The 19,649-nt window shown below is 74.0% G+C and carries 15 protein-coding genes; 9 read left to right on the top strand and 6 right to left on the bottom strand.

Annotation, left to right across the window (positions count from 1 at the left end; genetic code table 11):
• Positions 1–48 precede the first annotated feature (48 nt).
• Positions 49–1,455 carry a CehA/McbA family metallohydrolase gene (locus ACIBPC_RS18850; protein ID WP_398846019.1) on the bottom strand — a complete coding sequence of 469 codons (1,407 nt, stop codon included), beginning with the start codon at positions 1,453–1,455 and terminating at the stop codon, positions 49–51.
• A gap of 80 nt (positions 1,456–1,535) precedes the next feature.
• On the opposite strand from ACIBPC_RS18850, the gene ACIBPC_RS18845 reads away from it, so the two are divergent.
• Together ACIBPC_RS18845 and ACIBPC_RS18840 are read left to right on the top strand one after the other, a co-directional pair.
• Entirely contained in the window at positions 1,536–4,136 is a 2,601-nt protein-coding gene (locus ACIBPC_RS18845; protein WP_398846015.1) for a bifunctional FO biosynthesis protein CofGH, read from the top strand.
• Positions 4,133–5,251 (top strand): ADP-ribosylglycohydrolase family protein, encoded by a 1,119-nt coding sequence (locus ACIBPC_RS18840; RefSeq protein ID WP_398846013.1) that lies wholly within the window; start codon positions 4,133–4,135, stop codon positions 5,249–5,251. The genes ACIBPC_RS18845 and ACIBPC_RS18840 overlap by 4 nt, the downstream gene beginning before the upstream one ends.
• On the opposite strand, the gene ACIBPC_RS18835 is transcribed toward ACIBPC_RS18840, so the two are convergent.
• A complete protein-coding gene (locus ACIBPC_RS18835) occupies positions 5,236–5,433 on the bottom strand; it encodes a DUF397 domain-containing protein (RefSeq protein ID WP_398846010.1) in 198 nt (65 codons plus the stop codon). The two genes, ACIBPC_RS18840 and ACIBPC_RS18835, sit on opposite strands and share 16 nt — an antisense overlap.
• 4 nt (positions 5,434–5,437) lie before the next feature.
• Complete coding sequence (locus ACIBPC_RS18830; RefSeq protein ID WP_398846008.1) at positions 5,438–6,280, bottom strand: helix-turn-helix domain-containing protein; 843 nt, start codon at positions 6,278–6,280, stop codon at positions 5,438–5,440.
• A 191-nt stretch (positions 6,281–6,471) separates the two neighbouring features.
• On the opposite strand from ACIBPC_RS18830, the gene ACIBPC_RS18825 reads away from it, so the two are divergent.
• The 3 genes from ACIBPC_RS18825 (at position 6,472) to ACIBPC_RS18815 (ending at position 8,502) form a co-directional block, all read left to right on the top strand.
• The gene (locus ACIBPC_RS18825; protein WP_398846007.1) at positions 6,472–6,897 is read left to right on the top strand and encodes an ATP-binding protein; all 426 of its coding nucleotides are present in this window, start codon (positions 6,472–6,474) and stop codon (positions 6,895–6,897) included.
• Between the two features lie 118 nt (positions 6,898–7,015).
• A complete protein-coding gene (locus ACIBPC_RS18820; protein WP_398846005.1) occupies positions 7,016–8,317 on the top strand; it encodes an erythromycin esterase family protein in 1,302 nt (433 codons plus the stop codon).
• Positions 8,318–8,337: 20 nt separating this feature from the next.
• Positions 8,338–8,502: a hypothetical protein gene (locus ACIBPC_RS18815; RefSeq protein ID WP_398846004.1), complete on the top strand. Its 165-nt coding sequence runs from the start codon at positions 8,338–8,340 to the stop codon at positions 8,500–8,502.
• Positions 8,503–8,506: 4 nt separating this feature from the next.
• Here the strand turns inward: ACIBPC_RS18815 and ACIBPC_RS18810 are convergent, their stop codons facing one another.
• Together ACIBPC_RS18810 and ACIBPC_RS18805 are read right to left on the bottom strand one after the other, a co-directional pair.
• Positions 8,507–9,136, bottom strand: a complete 630-nt coding sequence (locus tag ACIBPC_RS18810; RefSeq protein ID WP_398846000.1) for an NADPH-dependent F420 reductase — start codon at positions 9,134–9,136, stop codon at positions 8,507–8,509.
• A gap of 72 nt (positions 9,137–9,208) precedes the next feature.
• A complete protein-coding gene (locus ACIBPC_RS18805; protein ID WP_398845997.1) occupies positions 9,209–11,881 on the bottom strand; it encodes a tetratricopeptide repeat protein in 2,673 nt (890 codons plus the stop codon).
• Between the two features lie 225 nt (positions 11,882–12,106).
• Here ACIBPC_RS18805 and ACIBPC_RS18800 point away from each other — a divergent pair, with 225 nt between their 5' ends.
• From ACIBPC_RS18800 to ACIBPC_RS18790, 3 genes are read left to right on the top strand one after another with little or no spacing between them, the layout of a single operon-like run.
• Entirely contained in the window at positions 12,107–13,084 is a 978-nt protein-coding gene (locus tag ACIBPC_RS18800) for a hypothetical protein (RefSeq protein ID WP_398845995.1), read from the top strand.
• Between the two features lie 2 nt (positions 13,085–13,086).
• Positions 13,087–16,260: a CHAT domain-containing protein gene (locus ACIBPC_RS18795; RefSeq protein ID WP_398845992.1), complete on the top strand. Its 3,174-nt coding sequence runs from the start codon at positions 13,087–13,089 to the stop codon at positions 16,258–16,260.
• 53 nt (positions 16,261–16,313) lie between these two features.
• Positions 16,314–16,874 carry a DUF664 domain-containing protein gene (locus tag ACIBPC_RS18790; protein ID WP_398845990.1) on the top strand — a complete coding sequence of 187 codons (561 nt, stop codon included), beginning with the start codon at positions 16,314–16,316 and terminating at the stop codon, positions 16,872–16,874.
• 212 nt (positions 16,875–17,086) lie between these two features.
• Here ACIBPC_RS18790 and ACIBPC_RS18785 read toward each other — a convergent pair whose 3' ends face one another.
• Positions 17,087–18,229: a substrate-binding domain-containing protein gene (locus ACIBPC_RS18785; RefSeq protein ID WP_398845987.1), complete on the bottom strand. Its 1,143-nt coding sequence runs from the start codon at positions 18,227–18,229 to the stop codon at positions 17,087–17,089.
• A gap of 135 nt (positions 18,230–18,364) precedes the next feature.
• Here ACIBPC_RS18785 and ACIBPC_RS18780 point away from each other — a divergent pair, with 135 nt between their 5' ends.
• Positions 18,365–19,648 carry a sugar ABC transporter substrate-binding protein gene (locus ACIBPC_RS18780; RefSeq protein WP_362958564.1) on the top strand — a complete coding sequence of 428 codons (1,284 nt, stop codon included), beginning with the start codon at positions 18,365–18,367 and terminating at the stop codon, positions 19,646–19,648.
• The last annotated feature ends 1 nt before the right edge of the window (position 19,649 follow it).

Genomic DNA, 19,649 nt, shown 5'->3' with positions numbered 1-19,649 from the left:
CTTCTCAACCTCATTAACGTATGGGGCGAACGTGGAAGTCTATCGGCCTCAAGCTCCCTGGAGGAAGACGGGATTGGTCATCCCGGCCATGGCCCCTGCCGGTTCGTCCCCGTGGCGCACCTCGGCCCGTACGTGCGCGGTCGCCGCGGCCGATGTGTGCCACATCACCGTACCGCTACCTGAGGTGGGCAGCCGGACACCGAGAATTACCCCCTGGTCGGTAACGAGCCGCGCCGTCCCGCCCGGTACGCCGGTCACGTCGAGCCGTACGGTCACGGGCGCGTCCGGCGCGGTGGCGAGGCGTTCGCCGATCCCGGCCGTCGCGCCCGCCGCGTCCGTCGCGCTGAGGGCGAGCGTCACGGCGGCCGACTCGGCGAGGTAGCTGCGCCCGGCCGCGAGGCCCGCCAGGATCGCCGGGCGGCTCAACTCGTCGGCCAGGACGACGGTCTGCGGCAGGCCGATGACCTGCGGCTCGCGGTGGCTGTCGCTGTTGCCCATCGCGGGCAGCCAGCGGCCGTCGTCCCGGGCGTGCAGCAGGCCGCTCCACGTGGCGAGGGCGGCCTCGTCGTCGGGGGTCCACGGCCCGTTCCACACCTCGACGGCGTCCGCGTCCGCGTAGCCGAAGCGCCAGGAGCAGCCGACGCAGGCCGCGTGCGGGTGGGCGGGGACGACGATGCCGCCCGCCGCGCGGATGTCCCGCGCCGTCGCGGCCCAGGACGTGTCGCGGGCGCGGTGCCTGAAGTCGAGGAACGTGCCGGGCTCGACGCCGAGGGCGAGGCAGTGCCCGTTCCGCGTCGTCACCTCGATGCCGCACAGGATCAGCAGGTCGTCGCCCCACAGGCCGTCCCACGCGCCATGGCCCGAGGGGGAGTTGTGCTCGGTGGTGGTGAGGAAGTCGAGCCCGGCGGCCCGTGCGGCGGCGGCGACCTCGGCGGGGGTGCGGCGGCCGTCGGAGTAGACGGTGTGCAGGTGGCAGTCGCCGCGGTACCAGGCGCGGCCGCGCCCGGCGGCGCGTTCCGGCGGGTACGCGGGCGGCGCGGGCGCGTCCTCGGGCGGGCCGTAGTCCAGCGTGACGGTCAGCTCGTAGTCCACGCCGCCGGGCGCGACGGTGTACGGGCCGAGGACGACGTGCCACGTCCCGGCGTCCACCGGGCCCGGCAGGTAGCCGGGGGTGGCGCCCGCCGCGCCGACCGTGAACGTGTCGCGCGCCCCGCCCGACCAGCCGCGGAACCCCTCGGGGCCGGTGCCGCGCGCGTCGAACAGGCCGATGTCGAGGCCGTTCCCGTACGTCCCCGGCGGTACCTCGGGCCTGTCGTACCGGTACGCGGCCGTGAGCCGCCGCACCCCCGGCGGCACCCGCACCGGCACGTACACGAAGTCCGGCGCCCCCGGCGGCAGATGCCCGCGCACGGTCCGTGTCTCGCTGCCCGCTCCGCTCGCTCCTGCGAAATCCACACCGCGAGGCTAGCGCTGCGGCCGCATCGCGGCCCGAGGCACCGTGTCCGGATGTCACAGCCCGCTTCTATGCTCGGAGGATGACTACGAGTCCCTCTGTCCCCACGGCCAACGCGATGCGCCGCGCCCTCCGGCGGGCCGAGACGGGGGTCGCGCTCGACGTGTCCGAGGCCGCCGTCCTCCTCCAGGCGCGCGGCGCCGACCTCGAACGGCTCGCGGGCGCGGCGGCGCGGGTGCGGGACGCGGGCCTCGAAGCGGCGGGCCGGCCGGGGGTGATCACCTATTCCAAGAAGGTGTTCATCCCCCTGACCAGGCTGTGCCGCGACCGCTGCCACTACTGCACGTTCGTGACCGTTCCGGGGAAGCTGCGCCGCGCGGGCCACGGCATGTTCCTGTCGCCCGACGAGGTGCTCGACATCGCGCGGCAGGGCGCGGCGCTCGGCTGCAAGGAAGCGCTGTTCACCCTCGGGGACAAGCCGGAGGACCGCTGGCCCGAGGCGCGCGAGTGGCTTGAGGCGGAGGGGTACGACGACACGCTCGCGTACGTACGGGCCATGGCCGTCCGCGTGCTGGAGGAGACCGGTCTCCTGCCGCACCTCAACCCGGGCGTCATGTCCTGGCTCGACTTCCAGCGCCTCAAGCCCGTCGCGCCGTCCATGGGCATGATGCTGGAGACCACCGCGACCCGCCTGTGGTCCGAGCCCGGCGGCCCGCACCACGGCTCGCCCGACAAGGAGCCCGCCGTCAGGCTGCGCGTCCTGGAGGACGCCGGGCGGTCCAACGTGCCGTTCACCACCGGCCTGCTGATCGGCATCGGCGAGACGTACGAGGAGCGCGCCGAGTCGGTCTTCGCGATACGCGCCGCCGCCCGCACATACCGGGGCATCCAGGAAGTCATCGTCCAGAACTTCCGCGCCAAGCCGGACACGGCGATGCGCGCCATGCCCGACGCCGAGCTGTCAGAACTGGCCGCCGCCATCGCCGTCACCCGCCTGCTGCTCGGCCCGGCCGCCCGCATCCAGGCCCCGCCGAACCTGGTGGACGAGGAGTACGCGCTGATCGTCCGCGCGGGCATCGACGACTGGGGCGGCGTCTCCCCGCTCACCCCCGACCACGTCAACCCCGAGCGCCCCTGGCCGCAGATCGACGACCTGGCCGCCCGCACCGCCGCCGTCGGCTTCGACCTGCGCGAACGGCTCACGATCTACCCGGAGTTCATCAAGCGCGGCGAACCGTGGCTCGACCCCCGCCTGCTGCCGCACGTCACCGCGCTCGCCGACCCCGACACCGGGCTCGCCCGCCCCGACGCCATGCCGCGCGGCCTGCCCTGGCAGGAGCCCGACGAGCCGCTGACCGCCGCCGGGCGCACCGACCTGCACCGCACCATCGACACCGAGGGCCGCACCTCCGACCGGCGCGACGACTTCGACGACGTGTACGGCGACTGGGCCGCCCTCGCCGAACTGGCCGCCCCCGGCAAGGCCGCCGAGCGCATCGACACCGACGTGCGCGCGGCGCTGGCCGTCGCCGCCGACGACCCCACGCGCCTCACCGACGACCAGGCCCTCGCCCTCCTGCACGCGGACGGGCCCGCGCTGGACGCCCTGTGCCGCGTCGCCGACGACCTGCGCCGTTCCGTCGTCGGCGACACCGTCACGTACATCGTCACGCGCAACATCAACTTCACCAACGTCTGCTACACCGGCTGCCGCTTCTGCGCCTTCGCCCAGCGCCGCACCGACGCCGACGCGTACAGCCTCTCCCTCGACCAGGTCGCCGACCGCGCCGCGCAGGCCTGGGACGTCGGCGCCGTCGAGGTCTGCATGCAGGGCGGCATCCACCCCGACCTGCCCGGCACCGCCTACTTCGACATCGCCCGCGCCGTGAAGGAACGCGTCCCCGGCATCCACGTCCACGCGTTCTCGCCCATGGAGATCGTCAACGGCGCGACGCGCACCGGGATGTCCGTCCGCGACTGGCTGACGGCGGCCCGCGAGGCCGGCCTCGACACCATCCCCGGCACCGCCGCCGAGATCCTGGACGACGAGGTCCGCTGGATCCTCACCAAGGGCAAGCTGCCCGCCGACACGTGGATCGACGTCGTGAGCACGGCGCACGAACTCGGCATACGGTCCTCGTCCACCATGATGTACGGCCACGTGGACCAGCCGCGCCACTGGCTCGGGCACCTGCGGACCCTGGCGGACATGCAGCGGCGGAACGAGGAGAAGGGCGTCGCGGGCTTCACCGAGTTCGTCACCCTCCCGTTCGTCCACACCAACGCGCCCGTCTACCTGGCCGGCATCGCCCGCCCGGGCCCCACCGCGCGCGACAACCGCGCCGTCACCGCCATGGCCCGCCTCCTGCTCCACCCGCACATCACCAACATCCAGACCAGCTGGGTGAAGCTCGGCACCGAGGGCGCCGCCGAGATGCTCCGCTCCGGCGCCAACGACCTCGGCGGCACGCTGATGGAGGAGACCATCTCCCGCATGGCGGGCTCCTCCTACGGGTCCTACCGCTCCGTCGCCGACCTGCGGGCGATAGCCGACGAGGCGGGCCGCCCGTCCCGCCTGCGGACCACCACGTACGGCGAGGTCGCCCCGGAGCGCGCCGCCCGCGCGGCCGAGGCGGACGGCCGCCTGCCGAAGCTGCTGCCCGTCCTGGGCGGTGGCGCGTGAGCACCCCCGGGGGCGGGCGGCTGTGGGGCCGCGCCGACCAGCAGGACTTCCGCAGCCGAGTGCGGGGCTGCCTGCTGGGCGGGGCGATAGGCGACGCGCTGGGCGCGGGCATCGAGTTCGACTCCCTGGAGGCCATCCGCGCGGCGCACGGCCCCACCGGGGTCACGGACTACGTGCCCGCGTACGGGCGGCGCGGCGCCGTCACCGACGACACGCAGATGACGCTCTTCACCGTCGACGGGCTCATACGGGCGCACGTACGCCGCGACACCGGCGCCTGGCACCCGCCGACCGACCTGCACGCCGCCTACCGCCGCTGGTACCAGACGCAGCGCGACTGGGGCCCCGACGAACGCCGCCCCCACGACGGCTGGCTCGCCCGCCAGGAGTGGCTGTACGCGCGCCGCGCCCCCGGGAACGCGTGCCTCGTCGGCCTCGGCGACGCCGTGATGGGGACGGTGGAGCGGCCGAAGAACCCGGACTCCAAGGGCTGCGGCACGGTGATGCGGTCGGCGCCGTTCGGCCTGCTGGTCGGCTGGGAGGCGCCCCTCGTCTTCCAACTGTCCGTCGAATGCGCCGCCCAGACCCACGGCCACCCCACGGGCCAGCTCGCCGCCGGGGCGTTCGCCGCGATCGTGCACGCGCTGGTGCTCGGCGACGACCTGGACACGGCCGTGCAGAAGGCCCTCGTCCTGCTCGCCGCACGCCCCGGCCACGAGGAGACGACGGCCGCCCTGAAACAGGCCCTCGGCGCGGTACGCCAGGGCCTCCCCTCGGCCGAACGCGTCGAGTCGCTGGGGGAGGGCTGGGTGGCGGAGGAGGCCCTTGCCATGGGCGTCTACTGCGCGCTGGTCGCGGAGGACATGGCCCACGGCCTGCTGCTCGCCGTCAACCACGGCGGCGACTCCGACTCGACGGGCTCCATCTGCGGCAACCTCCTCGGCGCCCTCCACGGCGAAACGGCCCTCCCCCCGGCATGGCTGGCCGAGTTGGAGGGCCGCCCGACGATCCTGGAACTGGCCGACGACTTCGCGATGGAAATGACACAGGGCCAAGCCCTGCACACCCCCGCCGACTCCTCCCCGGCCTGGCTGGACCGCTACCCGAGGGTCTGACGGGTGGGGGGTTCCCGGAGAAACGCCGCCCACGCCCCGGCCCCCACCCGCACGACGGGCCCGGCGGGAACCTTCGAGTCGCGCACGGCCACACTCGCCGCGACATCGATCGCAACCTCGACGCACTCTTTGTTCGGGTCCGGGAGGCTGTATGTGGACTTGACAAAATGGAACTGGCCCACGCGGTCACATGTCCTTTCGGATTTCTTCGATCAGGCGAATCGAATCCCGCTCATCGAGACTTGCCTCCGCCAGGGAGTGGAAGTGGCGCGTGTATGCGAGGCTATCGGTTTCGTTTTCCGCCCACATGCACGAATTGATGTTGTCGGCGTAGACGACGTCAAGGGCGTCGGTGCGGTCGAAGGTGAGGATGTTGAAGGCGCTGATGGGACGGCCACGGTTGCCCGACGCGAAGGGGATGATCTGCAACCGTATGTTCGGCCGCGCCGCCATCTCGACCATGTGGTCGAGTTGCCCGCGCATGACGTCCGACCCGCCGACCGTTTGCCGCAATGCTGCTTCCCACATCACAACATGCAAGGTCAACGGGTTTTCCCCTTCGAGCCGACGCTGTCTTTCCCGCCTGATGTCCACAACCTTCGAGGGTTCGGCATCGATTTTCTCTTCGCTGTCGAAGAGGGCGCGGACATAGCTTGGCGTCTGAAGAAGCCCGGGGATGATCGAGACCTGCAGGGCGCGCACGTGGGTGGCGACGGATTCCATGGCGAGGTATTCGCTCATCGGCCCCTCCCAGAGATAGTTGCGCCACCACCCCTTTGCCTTGCGGCGGTCCCTGTCCAGGCTCGCCAGCTTGCACAGGCGATCGACGGTCGAGGCGTCCGTGACGCCGTAGGCGCTGCACAGGGCCCGGATGTCGGGGTCGCGCATGGGGACGAGGCCGTTCTCCATCTTGGCGACCTTGGCCACAGATGCGGACAGCGCCTCGGCGGCATGACTCTGGCGCAGGCCAAGCGCCTCGCGGAGATGCAGCAACTCACCGCCGAGCCTGCGGCCCAGGACGGTTGACACCGTGGCTCCGCGGTTCGCCCGATCACCTGTCATGGCCTCATTACTACGGGATGCGTGGTCATCCGGGCAAAGTGATTCCCCCGCCGTACGTCCGTTCGCAGAGAATTTTCTGCGCGAAAACTTGATGCGATCGAAGGTCGCCGATACGGTCGGTGTTCAGTGAATCACCACGAGTGCGAAGGTGTGATCGCGTGAACGTGCCCTCTTCCGTGCCCGACCCCAACGGCGTCCTCCGCGAAGACCGCCTCACCTACACGCCGTTGCCGCGCAGTGTGCGGCTGGCCCGGGTGCGGACGGCGCGGCTTGTGGGGGAGGAGTGGGGGTTGCCCGAGGTCGCGGGGGATGCCGCGCTCATCGTCAGTGAGCTGGCGGGCAACGCGATCTTCCACGGCCGGGTGTCCGGACGCATGTTCCGGGTGCATCTGCTGCGCAGCGACGAGACGTTGCGCATCGAGGTCACCGACCCGCGCACCGAACGCCTCCCCGAGCAGCGCCAGCCCGCCGACGACCAGGAGTACGGACGCGGCCTCCTCCTCGTCGGCGGCCTCTGCTCCCGCTGGGGCACGGAACCCCTCGTCGTCGGCAAGACCGTCTGGGCCGAGATCGACCTCAAGTGAGGGGGTACAGCCCGCTGTAGTGCTGATCGGGCGGGCGGCTGGATGGTTCGTGGTGGTCGTGGCGGGGAGTGTGGGTCCCGCACCGAGAACATGAGATACCAGCACACCGGACGGCCGCATGACCCCCCTGACACGACGCGCCGCGCTCGGCGCGTTCGCCCTGCCCGCCCTGACGGCGCTGCCCCTCGCGCCCGGCGCCCGCGCCCGGGACGCCGACGTGACGCATGCCCTCGCCCGCGCCGCCCGTCCCCTGGACGACCTGAGGCCGCTGGGCCGGGCGATCGGGGACGCGCCCGTGGTCGGCCTCGGCGAAGTCGTCCACGGCGCGCACGAGTTGTACGAGCTGAAGCATCGGGTCTTCCGCCACCTCGTGGCGGAGAAGGGCTTCACGGCCTTCGCGCTTGAGGTCAGCTGGAGCGCGGGCCTGCGCCTCGACGCGTACGTGCGCAGCGGGAGCGGTGATCCGCGCCGCATCATGGACGACGAGTTCGGCGGCGGGGCGTGGCCCTGGCACGTCGAGGAGTATCTGGCGCTGTTCCGGTGGATGCGCGAGCACAACCGGCGGCATGAACGGCGTCCCGTACGGTTCGTGGGCGCCGACCTGTCACAACCCCGGCTGGGCGAGGCGCTGTTCGACGGCGTCCTGGCATACGTGGGCCGCTACCGCCCGCACGCCCTGCCGGAGTTCGAGGACTGCTATCGCGAACTGCGCGCCCGCCCGACCGCTGCCGACTTCGCCGCGCTGCCCCCGGCGGACCGCGAACGGCTCGCGGGCCTCGCACGCCGCGCCGCCGAACGCCTCCCCGCGCCCGGCCGGCCCGCCGCCACCCCGTACGCCTGGGCCGCCCAGCACGCCTGGAACATCGCCGAGACCACCGCCCTGCTTGCCACCGACTTCAGCGACCACGCGCAGCACCGGCAGGCCCTGCGCCGCCGCGACGCGCTGATGGCCCACAACGTCGCCTGGTGGCACCGCCACGTCGGCGGCAAGGTGCTCGTCTCGGCGCACAACGGCCATACCGCGTACGCCACTTACGACCCCGACTACTACCCGACGACGCAGGGCGCGTTCCTCCGGGAGCGGCTCGGCCGCGACTACCTCGCCATCGGCACGACGTTCGGCCACGGCGAACGCGTGGACACCGGCCCCGACGGCCGCTGGGCCACGACGGCCTTCCCGCCCCCACAACGGGGGAGCAGTGAGGAGACCCTCGAACGGGCCGCCCGCCTCGCCGGGCACCGCGACGTCCTGCTGGACCCGCGCACGGTCCCCGCCCCCGCCCGTGCGTGGCTCGCCACCCCGCGCCCCACCCGGGACATCGGACACCCCGACGACCCCTACCGGCAGTACGTCCTCGCCGAGGGCCACGACGTCCTCATCCACCTCGGCCGCCTGCACGGTGCCCGCCCCCTGACGTGAACCGGCAGAGGAGCCGCCCCATGTCCGTCCTGATCCGCCTGCTCCTGTGGACCGTCCTGGTGGCCGGTGCCCTGGCGAACGCCACGCTGTCCCTGCGCGGCGGCGGCACGTTCCCCGCGCTCGCCTGCGGCTGCGCGGCCGTCGTCGCGGCCGCCGCCCTGGTGGCCCTCCGGCGCGGGCGCTGAGCGGTCAGTCCTCCGCCGGGGGGACCACGCGGATGTTGAAGGCGTAGGAGCCGAGGGACTGTGCGATGCCGATGAAGAGCAGCGCGAAGTGTTCCTGGCCCCGGGCGGTCGCGATCCCGCCCAGGTCGTGCAGCGAGTCGGCGGGCCAGCCGAGGTCGCGCAGCAGCGCGGCCACCGTACGCTTCGCCGCCGCGTCGTCGCCCGACAGGAAGAGCGTGCTCGGGCCTTCGAGGGAGCCCGGCGCGACCATCACCGACGAGTCCACGGTGCACAGCGCCTTCACCACCCGCAGCGCCGGGAACGTCCGCTGGATCTCCTCGCCCAGGCTCTCCACCGGATGCGACAGCGACCAGTCCTCGCCGAAGCCCACCGCCACGTCCAGCAGCGTCTTCCCCGCCAGCACGTCCGCGCCGACCGAGGAGAGCAGCGCCACGGACGCGGTGCCAGGCGTCGCGTTGACGATCACCTCGGCGTCGGCGACGGCCGCGGCCACGTCCCGTACCGGCAGGGGCCCGCCGCGCAGCTCCGGGTCCTCCGGCCGCCGTGACCCGAGGACCACCTCGTGGCCCGCCCGCGCCCACGCACCGGCGAGCGCGCGCCCGACATTGCCCGTTCCGACCACCGAGATCCTCATGGGGCCGACGCTAGGCGCCGCCGGGCTCCGGCGCGTCGGGCCGCGGTCGCGCCTCCCGCTACCCCGTCCGGCCTACGTCGAACGGGGGTGTGACTGGGCCGCCTTGCCGAGGTAACGGGCGTGGTGGTTGCGCGCGTTGAGGGTCTCGCGGTGGTCGGGGCCCAGGACGCGGGCGTAGTCCTGCGCGACCTCGGCCATCAGCAGCGCGGCTTCGGCGTGCTGGCCGGATTCGCCGAGTTCGTAGGCGTGGAAGTCGCGGGCGTAGAGGGTGTCGGGGGCGTCCGGGCCCAGGACGCGTTCCCGCGCGGCGGCGACCTCGGCGTGCAGGCGTGCCGACTCGCGGTGGTCCCCGTTCTCGCCGACGAAACGGGCGTGGTTGTGCCGGACGGTGAGGGTCTCGGCGTGGTCGGGGCCGAGCACGCGCTCGTAGTCGGGGATCACCTGCGTCCACAGCCGGGCGGCTTCCGCGTGCTCACCGGCTTTGCCGAGGTAACGGGCGTGGTGGTTGCGCGCGTTGAGGGCGTCGCGGTGGTCGAAGCCCAGGACGCGGGCGTAGTCGCGCGCGAGTTCCCCGTACAGGCGCGCGGCTTCGGCGTGTTGGCCGGATTCGCCGAGTTCGTAGGCGTGGAAGTCGCGGGCGAAGAGGGTGTCGGGGGCGTCCGGGCCCAGGACGCGCGCCCGCGCGGCGGCGACCTCGACGTGCAGACGTGCCGACTCCGCGTGCTTCTTCATGTCTCCGAGGAGGCGGGCGCAGTGGTGCCGGACGGTGAGGGTCTCGGCGTGGTCGGGGCCCAGGGCGCGCTCGTAGTCGGGGATCAGCTGTGCCCACAGCCGGGCGGCTTCCTCGTGCTCACCCGTCCTGCCGAGGAAGCGGGCGTGGTGGTTGCGCGCGTTGAGGGTGTCGCGGTGGTCGGGGCCGAGGACGCGGGCGTAGTCGTGCGCGAGTTCTCCGTACAGGCGTGCGGCTTCGGCGTGTTGGCCGGATTCGCCGAGTTCGTAGGCGTGGAAGTCGCGGGCGAAGAGGGTGTCGGGGGCGTCCGGGCCCAGGACGCGTGCCCGCGCGGCGGCGACCTCGGCGTGCAGACGTGCCGACTCCGCGTGCCGCTTCGCCTCCCCCAGGAAACGGGCGTGATTGTGGCGGACAGCGAGGGTCGTGGGGTGGTCGGGCCCCAGGACACGCTCGTGGTCCCGCACCAGGTCGGCCCACACCCGGTCCATCTCCGTGTGCTCGCCCGCCTTCCCGAGGTAACGCGTGTGGTTCGCCTGGGCGTTCAGCGTCTCCGGGTGGTCGGGGCCGAGGACGCGGGCGTAGTCGCGCGCCAGCTCGGCGTACAGGCGGGCGGCGTCCACCGCGCGGCCCGCCTCGCCGAGTTCACCGGCGTGATTGCGGCGGGTGTGCAGGGTCTCGGGGTGGTCGGGGCCCAGGACGCGCGTCCGGTCGGCCACGACCTCGGCCAGCAGCCGGGCGGCCTCCGCGCGCTCGCCCGTCCTGCCCAGATAGGACGCGTGGACGGAGCGGGCGCTCAGCGTGTCGGGGTGGTCGGGGCCCAGGGCGCGTGCCGAGTCGATGGCCAGTTCGGCGTACAGGCGGGCGGCTTCGGCGTGCGCGCCCGACCCGCCGAGTTCCCAGGCGTGGTGGTGGCGCGACAGCAGGGTGTGGAGGTGGTCCGCGCCCAGGACGCGGGTCCGGGCGACGACCAGCTCGGCGTGCAGGCGCGCCGACTGGGCGTGGTCGCCCGCCTCGCCGACCGCGCTCGCGTGGCGGCTGCGGGCGTCGAGCGTGTCGGGGTGGTCGGGGCCGAGCAGGTGTTCCCGTTCGACGACCAGGCGCGCCGCCGCCGCCCGGGCGTCGGGCTGGGTCTCCTTCTCCGTCTCCGGCGCGGGCGCAGCGGTCGCGGTGGGGGCGGCGTGCGCGTCGATCAGCGTCGACACGGCCTGCGGCCACGGCTGGGCGGTGGGGAAGTCGAGCGGCGGGTCCCAGTGGGCGGTGATCAGGTCGAGGAGCCGCGCCGTCGTGGGCCGGTCGGCCGGGTCCTTGGCCATGCACGCGGCGACGACGGCGCGCACCGCCTCCGGCAGCCCGTCGAGCCGCGGCGCCCCGGTGACGACGCGGTGCAGGATCGCCAACGGCGGTCCCTGGCCGAACGGTTCCGCCCCGGACGCGGCGTACGCGAGGACGGCGCCGAGCGAGAAGACGTCGCTCGCCGTGCCCACCTCGCCGCCCTCGGCCTGCTCAGGGGCCATGAAGCCGGGCGTGCCGATCGTGACGCCGGTCTCGGTCAGCGCCGTGGCGTCCATCGCGCGGGCGATCCCGAAGTCGATGACGCGCGGCCCGTCCGCCGCCAGCAGCACGTTCGACGGCTTGAGGTCGCGGTGCAGCAGGCCCTCGGCGTGGATGGCCTGCAACGCCTCGACCAGCCCGGCCGCCAGCGGCCACAGCGAGCGTTCCGGCAGCGCCCCGGCCGTGCTCACGGCCTGGGCCAGCGTCGGGCCAGGGACGTGGACGGTCGCGACCCACGGCGTGTCGTCCTCGGGCCCCGCCGCCACCACCGCCGCCGTGAACGCCCCGCCCACCGCCCGCGCGGCGGAGACCTCCAGGCGGAAGCGCCGCCGGAACTCCGCCTGCTGCCCCAGATGCGGATGGACGACCTTCACCGCCACCGCCCGCCCGCCGGGCGACCGGCCGAGGAACACCTTCCCCATCCCCCCGGCGCCGAGGCGGCCGCGCAACACGAAATCACCCACGCTTACGGGGTCTCCCGCCGCCAGCGGCTCCATATCGCCCTCCACCCCTCACCGAACGCGCACCCACCGACCACTCCCCGGCAAGCTACCCGACCACCGGGACGCCCCGGTCCCGGTTCCGAAACAGTCGCGTCCCCGTCGCCGTCCCCGTCGCCGCGTCCCCGCCGCAGGCGATGATTGTGCAAAGTCATGTCATGTGCGCGCTGGGCGACTTACCCTGTGCGGATGAGCCTGTTCCGACGGCGTGCCGGGCGGAGTTCCGCCGTGCCCGGGTGGTGTGCGTGGTTCAGCCCGGACGAGTGGGACGCGTTCCGCGCGCTGGTGGAGGAGTCGGTCAGGGACGAGCGCGGTGACGGCGTCCGCGTCGAGGGGGACCAGCCGTACGCGCGCGGCCACACGCGCGAGGGGCAGCCCTACATGACCGAACTGGCGCCGCTCGCAGCCGAGTTACGCGACCACCCGCGCGCCCTGTGGCCCGCCGCGCTCGCCGAGGTCTTCCAGCGGCGCAACGCGGCCGTGGCCGAGGGGCTGCGCCTGCTCGACGGCCCGTTCGACACCGTACGCCACCGCCTCCTGCCGCGCGTCGAGCGCGCCGGCGACCTGCTGCCGGGAACGACCGGCCGCAGCGCCGCCCGCGACCTCGGCGGCGGCCTGACCGCCGTCCCCTGCCTCGTCACCGACGGGGGCACCTTCACCGTCGAGACCGCGCATCTCGCCCACTGGGACGTCTCCCCGGACGAGCTGTGGGCCCTCACCACGCACAACCTGCACCGCGAGCCGTGCCAGAACAACGAGTTCGGCGAGCCCGGCTCCGGCTGCCGCGTCCTCACCGGCACGGGGGAGTGGACCGCGTCCCACGTCCTGCGGCTGGACGAGCTGACCGGCGGCGCCCCGCACGGCGCCCTGGTCTCCGTGCCCCGCACGGACGTCCTGCTGTACTGGGCCATCACCGGCGCCGACCTCTTCACCCTCGGCCCCTACCTCCAGGCCGCGGGCCGCGAACTGCTCGCCCGCCCCGGCGGCGAGGAACGGCGCCTGACCACCGACCTGTTGTGGTGGTCGGACGGCGTCCTCGAACCGATCTCCATCCCCGCCATGGGACCGGGAGCGCCCCACAGCGGAACGAAGGACGACCCCCACGTCCTCAAGGTCACCCCCCGCTTCCTGGAAGTGCTCAAGGCCATCGGCTTGTCGAGAGGCTGACGATGTTCCGCCGCCGCGAGACGGTCTCGCCCCTCCTCGCCGCCGTCCGGGCGCGCGCCGGCGCCTGGGAACGCGCCCGCGACGCCGACGCCGTCCTCACCGTCGACGCCGACCTCGAAGCGTCCCGCCTGATCAGGGAACTCCCCGGCCGCGGCGGCCTCGGCGCCACCGGCGAGGCGTACGTGCTCGCCGTCGGCCGCCTGCACTGGTGCCAGTTCGAGGCGCTGACCGCGCGCGGCGAGCACGAGCGTGCCGCCGCCCCGTACGAGGCGGCCCTCAGCCAGCTCTGCCTCTTCGACACGTCACGCCACGGCAGGTCGCGCGGTGAACTGCCCCCGCCCGTCGCCGCATTGTTCGCCCGCACCCCCGAGGCCCGCCGCGACCCCCGGCGCGCGGCGGCCGAGGCGGGCCAGGCGATGGCGGACGTCGCGGCCCAGGGCATCCCCGAGGCGGAACGCGGCTCCCTCCCCCTCCCGGTGTCCCCGCCCGGCCGCGACCCGCACATCGTCCTCGACCACGCCGCCGACACGCTCGACCACGCCATGGCCGCGCTCACCGCGTACACGCCCGAGCACGGCATCGCGTCCCTCCTGCTGTGCTCGGCCCTGGTGATGCGGCAGGACTACGGCACCCCGCGGCCCGCCGATCTCGACCGCGCCGTCGCCGTCCTGCGGTCCCTGGCCCCGCCGTCCGGCGCGCACGCCGACCCCGTCCAGGTGGACCGCCTCCTCGGCCACGCCCTCTCCCTGCGCGGCCAGCGCGACGACGACCCCGCCGACCTCGACGAGGCGATCGTCCTCCTCCGCGCGGCGATCGACGCGCTCCCCCCTGACCACTTCAGCGTCCCCGAGCGCTGGAGCCTCCTCGCCCGCGCCCACTACGCCCGCTACCTCGCCGCCCCCGACGACGACGCCCTCGACTCCGCGATCAGCGCCGTCCGTTCGGCCGTCCGCGTGTCCGGGCTGCTCGGGCACGCGGACCGCGCGCGGCGGCTCGCCGAGCTGAGCGAGATGCTGCTGCGGCGCCACCAGCGCACGTCCGACCGCGCCGCCGCCGACGAGGCGCTGGCCGCCGCCCGCGAGGCGGTGGCGACGGCGCCGGACGAGGCGGCCCGCCGCCGCTCCGGGGGCGCGCTCGGCCGCGCCCTCCTGACCCGGTACGCGTACGACCCGCACGCCGCCCATCTCACCGAAGCCGTACGGCTCCTGCGCGACACCGACCCGGAAGGCCCCACGGCCGACCACCTGGACGACCTGGCCGTCGCCCTCCTCCACCTGCACCGCCACCGCGTCGCCACCGGCACGGCCGTCACCGGCACCCCCGAACTCGACGAGGCCACCGCCCTGCTCCGCGCGGCCGCCACCCTGCCGTCCACCCCGGCCGCCCGTACCAACATCCTCATCAACACCGGCGCCGCCCTGAAGGAACGCCACCTGCTCACCGGCGACCGCGCCCTCCTCGCCGAGATCACCGACACCTACCGCACCGCCGCCGAGGGCACCGCCAGGCCCGGCACCCGCTCCGCCGCCCTCCTCAACCTGGGGCTCGTCCTCGGCGAACGGGCCACCGACCACGGCGAACCGGGACTGCTCCCCGAAGCCGTCGCCACCCTCCGCGCGCTCACCGCCACCGAGGAGGCCGAGCCGGAACTGCGCCTGAGCGCCGGCCGGAACTGGGGCAAGTGGGCCGCGCGCGCCGGGGACTGGGCGACGGCGGCGGAGGGGTACGCGCGGGCCGTCGCCGTGCTCCCCGAGCTGGCCCCGGCGCACCTGCGCGCCGCCGACCGGGCCGAGTTGCTCTCCGGCCGCCTCCAGGTCACGCGCGACGCGGCCGCCGCCGCCCTCCACGCCGGACAGGACGCGCGCGCCCTCGAACTCCTCGAACACGGCCGCGCCATCCTCCTCACCACCGCACTCGAACTCGACCGCGAGACCACCGACCTGCGCGCCGTCGCCCCCGGCCTGGCCGACACGCTCGAACGGGTCCGCGACGCGCTCAACTCCCGCCTCGACGACCCCGACCGCCGCCACCGCCTCGGCGCCGAGCGGCGCGACGCCGTCGCCCGCGTCCGCGCCCTGCCCGGCTTCGCCGACTTCCTGCGCCCGCCCACCGCCGACCGGCTCGCCGCGCACACGACGGCCGGGCCCGTCGTCACCGTCAACGTGAGCGAGCACCGCTGCGACGCGCTCGTCCTCGACACCACCGGCCTCCGCGTCGTCCCCCTCACTGCCCTGCGCCCCGCCGAACTCGACGACCGCGCCCGCCGTTTCGCCCGCGACACGGCCGCCGCGCACGACCCCGCCGTCCGCCGCCCGGCGCGCGTGGAGGCGCAGGAGTCGCTGCGCGACACGCTCGCCTGGCTGTGGGACACGGTGGCCGGGCCCGTCCTCGACGCCCTCGGATACGCGGCGCCCCCGCCGGACGGGACGCCCTGGCCGCGCGTGTGGTGGTCGCCCACCGGCGCGCTCGCCGCGCTGCCGCTGCACGCCGCCGGGCACCACGACGGCGACCGCGCCGTGCTCGACCGCGTGGTGTCCTCGTACACGCCGACGATCCGCGCCGCCCGAGCCGTGCCGCGCGCGTCGGAGGACACGTGGCTCCCGGCGCTGGTGGTGGCCGTGCCGGAGGCGCCGGGCGCGCGCCCGCTGCCGGGGGCGCTGGCGGAGGCCGCGTTCGTCACCGGCGAGATCGGCGGGCGCGTGCTGACGGGCAGGGAGGCGACGCGCGAACGGGTCCTCGACGGCCTGCGCGCGGGCGGGCTGGCGCATCTCGCCTGCCACGCGCACCTCGACCGGGCGCGTCCCGCCGTGGGCCATCTGGTGCTGGACGACCAGCCGTTGCTCATCAGCGACATCCACCGGCTGCGGGTGCGGGACGCGGAGCTGGCGTTCCTGTCGGCCTGCTCCACCGGGCTGGGCACGGACGACCTGGCGGACGAGGCGGTGCACCTGGGGTCGGCGTTCCGGCTGGCGGGGTTCCGGCACGTCGTGGCGACGCTGTGGCAGGTGCAGGACAGCGCGGCCGACCGGCTGGCGCGCGACTTCTACACCGCGCGCCGGGCGCACGGCGACACGGCGCTCGCGCTGCACGAGGCGGTGCGCACGGCGCGCGAGGTCACCCCGCGCCTGGTGACGCGCTGGGCGGCGCACGTCCACACGGGCGTGCAGGAGCGGTGAGCGTGCCGGGAAATCCCTTGCGGAGCGCACCGGTGTATTCCAGGCTGCGGAGGGTGACCGAGGTGCCGGAACGGTGGAGCAAGGCGAATGTCTACCCCGACATGTGGGTGGACCCCGACGACGACCCCCGCGACAGTGACGGGGTGGCGCCGGACGGCGAGTTGGCGACGCTCCGGGAGTACCTGCGGGACTACCGGCTGACGCTGCGGCTGAAGTGCGAGGGGCTCGACGCGGAGCAGATGGCGCGCCGGTCCGTGCCGCCGTCCACGATGTCGCTGCTCGGACTCGTCCGCCATCTCGCCGAGGTCGAGCGGGACTGGCGCGGCTGGATCGTCTCGGAGGAGCCCGCGCCGAGGCTGTACGGGCCGCGGGACGCCGACTTCGACGGTGCGGTCCCGCGACAGGAGCTGGTCGAGGGCGCGTTCGCCGATCTGGCCCGTGAACAGGCCGCGACCGACGCGGCGTTGGCCGCGCATCTCGACCTCGGCGCACGAGTTTGCCGGGACGGCGACACCGCCCGGGGGCTGTGGGTGCACCGCATCGAGGAGTACGCCCGCCACTGCGGGCACGCCGACCTGCTGCGCGAATGCGTCGACGGCCGGGTGGGCCAGTGAAGCGGCCCGCCCGCGTCCGGCCGTAGGGGGCCTCCTCGGCGCGCCACGGGCCGCGTTCAGCCTGCACGGCGGCTTCGAAGGGCACGCGCGCTACCTCGGCGTCGGGGTGGCGCTCGCGCTCGGCCTCGCCGGGGTCCTGGCCTGGTGGACCCCGCACCAGGAGCCCGACTCTGGCTAAAGGCCCAACATCTGACGGACCGTCACCGTGCGCGTCACTCCTCCGCCACGCCCCCGCAGGAGCGCCGGACGATCAGCCGGGGCTGGATCGTCACGCGGCGCGGCGCGGGCGGGTCGGCGTCGAGCTGGTCGAGGAGCATCTCGGCGGCCAGCACGCCCAGTTGCCGCTTGAGCGGGGAGACGGCGGTGAGCGGCACCTCGGCCAGCGCCGCGATCTCGTCGTCGTAGGCGATCAGCGCCAGGTCCTCGGGCGAGCGCAGGCCGCGGGCGCGCAGCCGCTGGAGCATCTCCACGGCGTCGTGGTCGGAGTGCACCAGCGCGGCCCGCACCTTCCCGTCGAGGCAGGCGTCGATGAACGCGTCGTACTGCCGCGTCGCGCGCGCCGAGCCGAGCGGGTTGTACCCGGCGTCGACGGCGGGCGCCGCCTGGTCGAGGCCGAGCGCCCGCACCGCGTCCGCCCAGCCCTCGTGCACCAGCGGCGCGGTGGGGGTCTGGGTCATGTAGAGCGCGACCCGTTCGTGGCCGAGCGAGCGCAGGTGCTTCACGGCGAGGAACGCGCCCTGGCGGTGGTCGGTGATCACGTACTGGCAGGGCTCGTACTCGTCGAGCGGCTGACGTTCCATCAGCACGAACGGGCGCCCGCAGTCGCGCAGCGCGGCGAGGGTGGCCTCGGGCACGTGGTGCGGTCCTGTGGTGGCGGCGAGCAGTCCGGCCACGCCGGAGTCGCACAGCTCCTCGATCTGCGACAGGTCGCGCGGCCGTTCGGTGTCGGTGAGGCCGATGACGACGCGCGCGCCGCGCCGGGCGGCGACCTCGCGGACCCCGGCGATCGCGCCCGGGTAGTAGTACGTCGCGGACGGCACGAGCAGGCCGAGCGTGCGGTCGGCCGCCGGGGGCGCCGGCTCGGGGGCCGCGGGTGCCGCCGGTTCGGCGTCGGAGGGGGACGCGGGCGGGGCGGCGCGTTCGACGGGGATGGCGCCGCCGCGGACCTTGGTGAGGCGGCCGAGGTCGGCCAGCTCCTGGAGGTCGCGGCGGATCGTGCCCGTGGACACGCCGAAGCGCTCGGCGAGTTCGGCCACGCGTACGGCACCGGTGGCGTGCAGCTCGCGCAGCAGCAGCTCCTGGCGTTGTTCCACGAGCATGTCGGCCATGTCCCGCGTCCTCTCTCGATGCTGCATGAAGCTTAGTGCACGTTCGTTGATGTTCATGGCTGCTCGTGGATGTTGATGGATGAAACTGATCGTTTCTATTGACTGATTGTCGTAGCTGGGTCAGTGTGCTGGGGCACAACGCCAACGAAGGAGAGGTGCCTCGTGCTCCGACGCATTGTCGCGGCGGCGGCTTCGGTCCTGATGCTCGCCTCCTGCGGGCTGGCCGACGGTGGCGCCGACGGTCCGACCGAGATCACCTACTGGTCATGGGTGGCCGGTTCGCAGGAGATCGTGGACCGTTTCAACGCCACGCATGACGACATCCAGGTCAACTTCGAGCAGATCCCGGCGGGGACGTCCGGCGGCTACTCGAAGATGTTCAACGCCGTCCGGGCCGGCCGCGCCCCCGACGTCGCCACGGTCGAGTACCCGCAGATGCCCGGCTTCGTGACGCAGAACGTCATCCAGCCCATCACCCGCTACGGCGTCGCGGACCTCGCCGACCAGTACCCCGAGTGGGCCTGGGGCCAGGCCGCGCTCGGCGACGAGGTCTACGGCCTGCCGAAGGACGTCGCCCCCACCGTGCTGTTCTACCGCTCCGACCTCTTCGACGAGTACGGCCTGGAACCGCCCGCCACCTGGGACGAGTACCGCGCCACCGCCGAGCGGCTCAAGGAACTGGACCCGGACGCGGCCATCACCACGTTCAGCACCGCCGACGCCGGACTCGTCTCCAGCCTCGCCTGGCAGGCGGGCGCGAACTGGTTCGACACCTCCACCGGCACCTGGACCCTCGACACGGACGACGAGGCCACGCGCCGCATGGCCGAGTACTGGGACGGCATGATCGAGGACGGCCTGGTCAACGCCGAGCCGACGTACGCCGAGAAGCACATCAACGACCTCAACGCCGGCACCTCCCTCACCCTGCTCGCCGCACCCTGGAGCGCCGCCAACCTCTCCCGCTTCGTGCCCGACCTGGCCGGCAAGTGGGGCGTCGTCCCCCTGCCCACCTGGGACGGCCAGCCGCGCGCCGGGAACTACGGCGGCTCCGTCATGACGCTCCCCGTCGGCTCGCCCCACCCGGACGAGGCCATGGAGTTCGCCCGCTGGGTCTCCACCTCCCCCGACGCCGTCGCGGCCGCGTCCACGATGTCCACCGCCTTCCCCGCGAACCTCGGCCTCGCCGACGCCTGGGGCGAGGCCACCGAGGCGGCCATGCCGTACGTCCAGGGCATGGACCTCACCGCCGTCGCCCGCGAGGCGGCCCTCAGCATCGACCCCTCCTGGGAGTGGGGTCCCGACATGACCAACGGCTTCCAGCGCCTCAACGACCGCACCGGTGCCACCGTCGGCTCACCCGGCGGCCTGACCGCCGCGCTGCGCCGCTGGCACGACGACATGCTCGACCAGATGCGCCAGCGCGGCTACGAGGTGACGGGCTGAC

It is taken from the genome of Streptomyces sp. NPDC049879 (assembly GCF_044461265.1).
Taxonomy (GTDB): Bacteria; Actinomycetota; Actinomycetes; order Streptomycetales; family Streptomycetaceae; genus Streptomyces.
The sequence above is the reverse complement of the archived record's forward strand: the minus strand, read 5'-3'. Positions and strand labels throughout refer to the sequence as shown.

Bases quoted from the DNA above. Each gene is read 5' to 3' on its own strand.
- ACIBPC_RS18845 (WP_398846015.1), top strand. From the start codon at position 1,536: ATGACTACGAGTCCCTCTGTCCCCACGGCCAACGCGATGCGCCGCGCC.
- ACIBPC_RS18800 (WP_398845995.1), top strand. From the start codon at position 12,107: ATGAGCCTGTTCCGACGGCGTGCCGGGCGGAGTTCCGCCGTGCCCGGG.
- ACIBPC_RS18820 (WP_398846005.1), top strand. From the start codon at position 7,016: ATGACCCCCCTGACACGACGCGCCGCGCTCGGCGCGTTCGCCCTGCCC.
- ACIBPC_RS18810 (WP_398846000.1), bottom strand. From the start codon at position 9,136: ATGAGGATCTCGGTGGTCGGAACGGGCAATGTCGGGCGCGCGCTCGCC.
- ACIBPC_RS18815 (WP_398846004.1), top strand. From the start codon at position 8,338: ATGTCCGTCCTGATCCGCCTGCTCCTGTGGACCGTCCTGGTGGCCGGT.
- ACIBPC_RS18785 (WP_398845987.1), bottom strand. From the start codon at position 18,229: ATGCAGCATCGAGAGAGGACGCGGGACATGGCCGACATGCTCGTGGAA.
- ACIBPC_RS18795 (WP_398845992.1), top strand. From the start codon at position 13,087: ATGTTCCGCCGCCGCGAGACGGTCTCGCCCCTCCTCGCCGCCGTCCGG.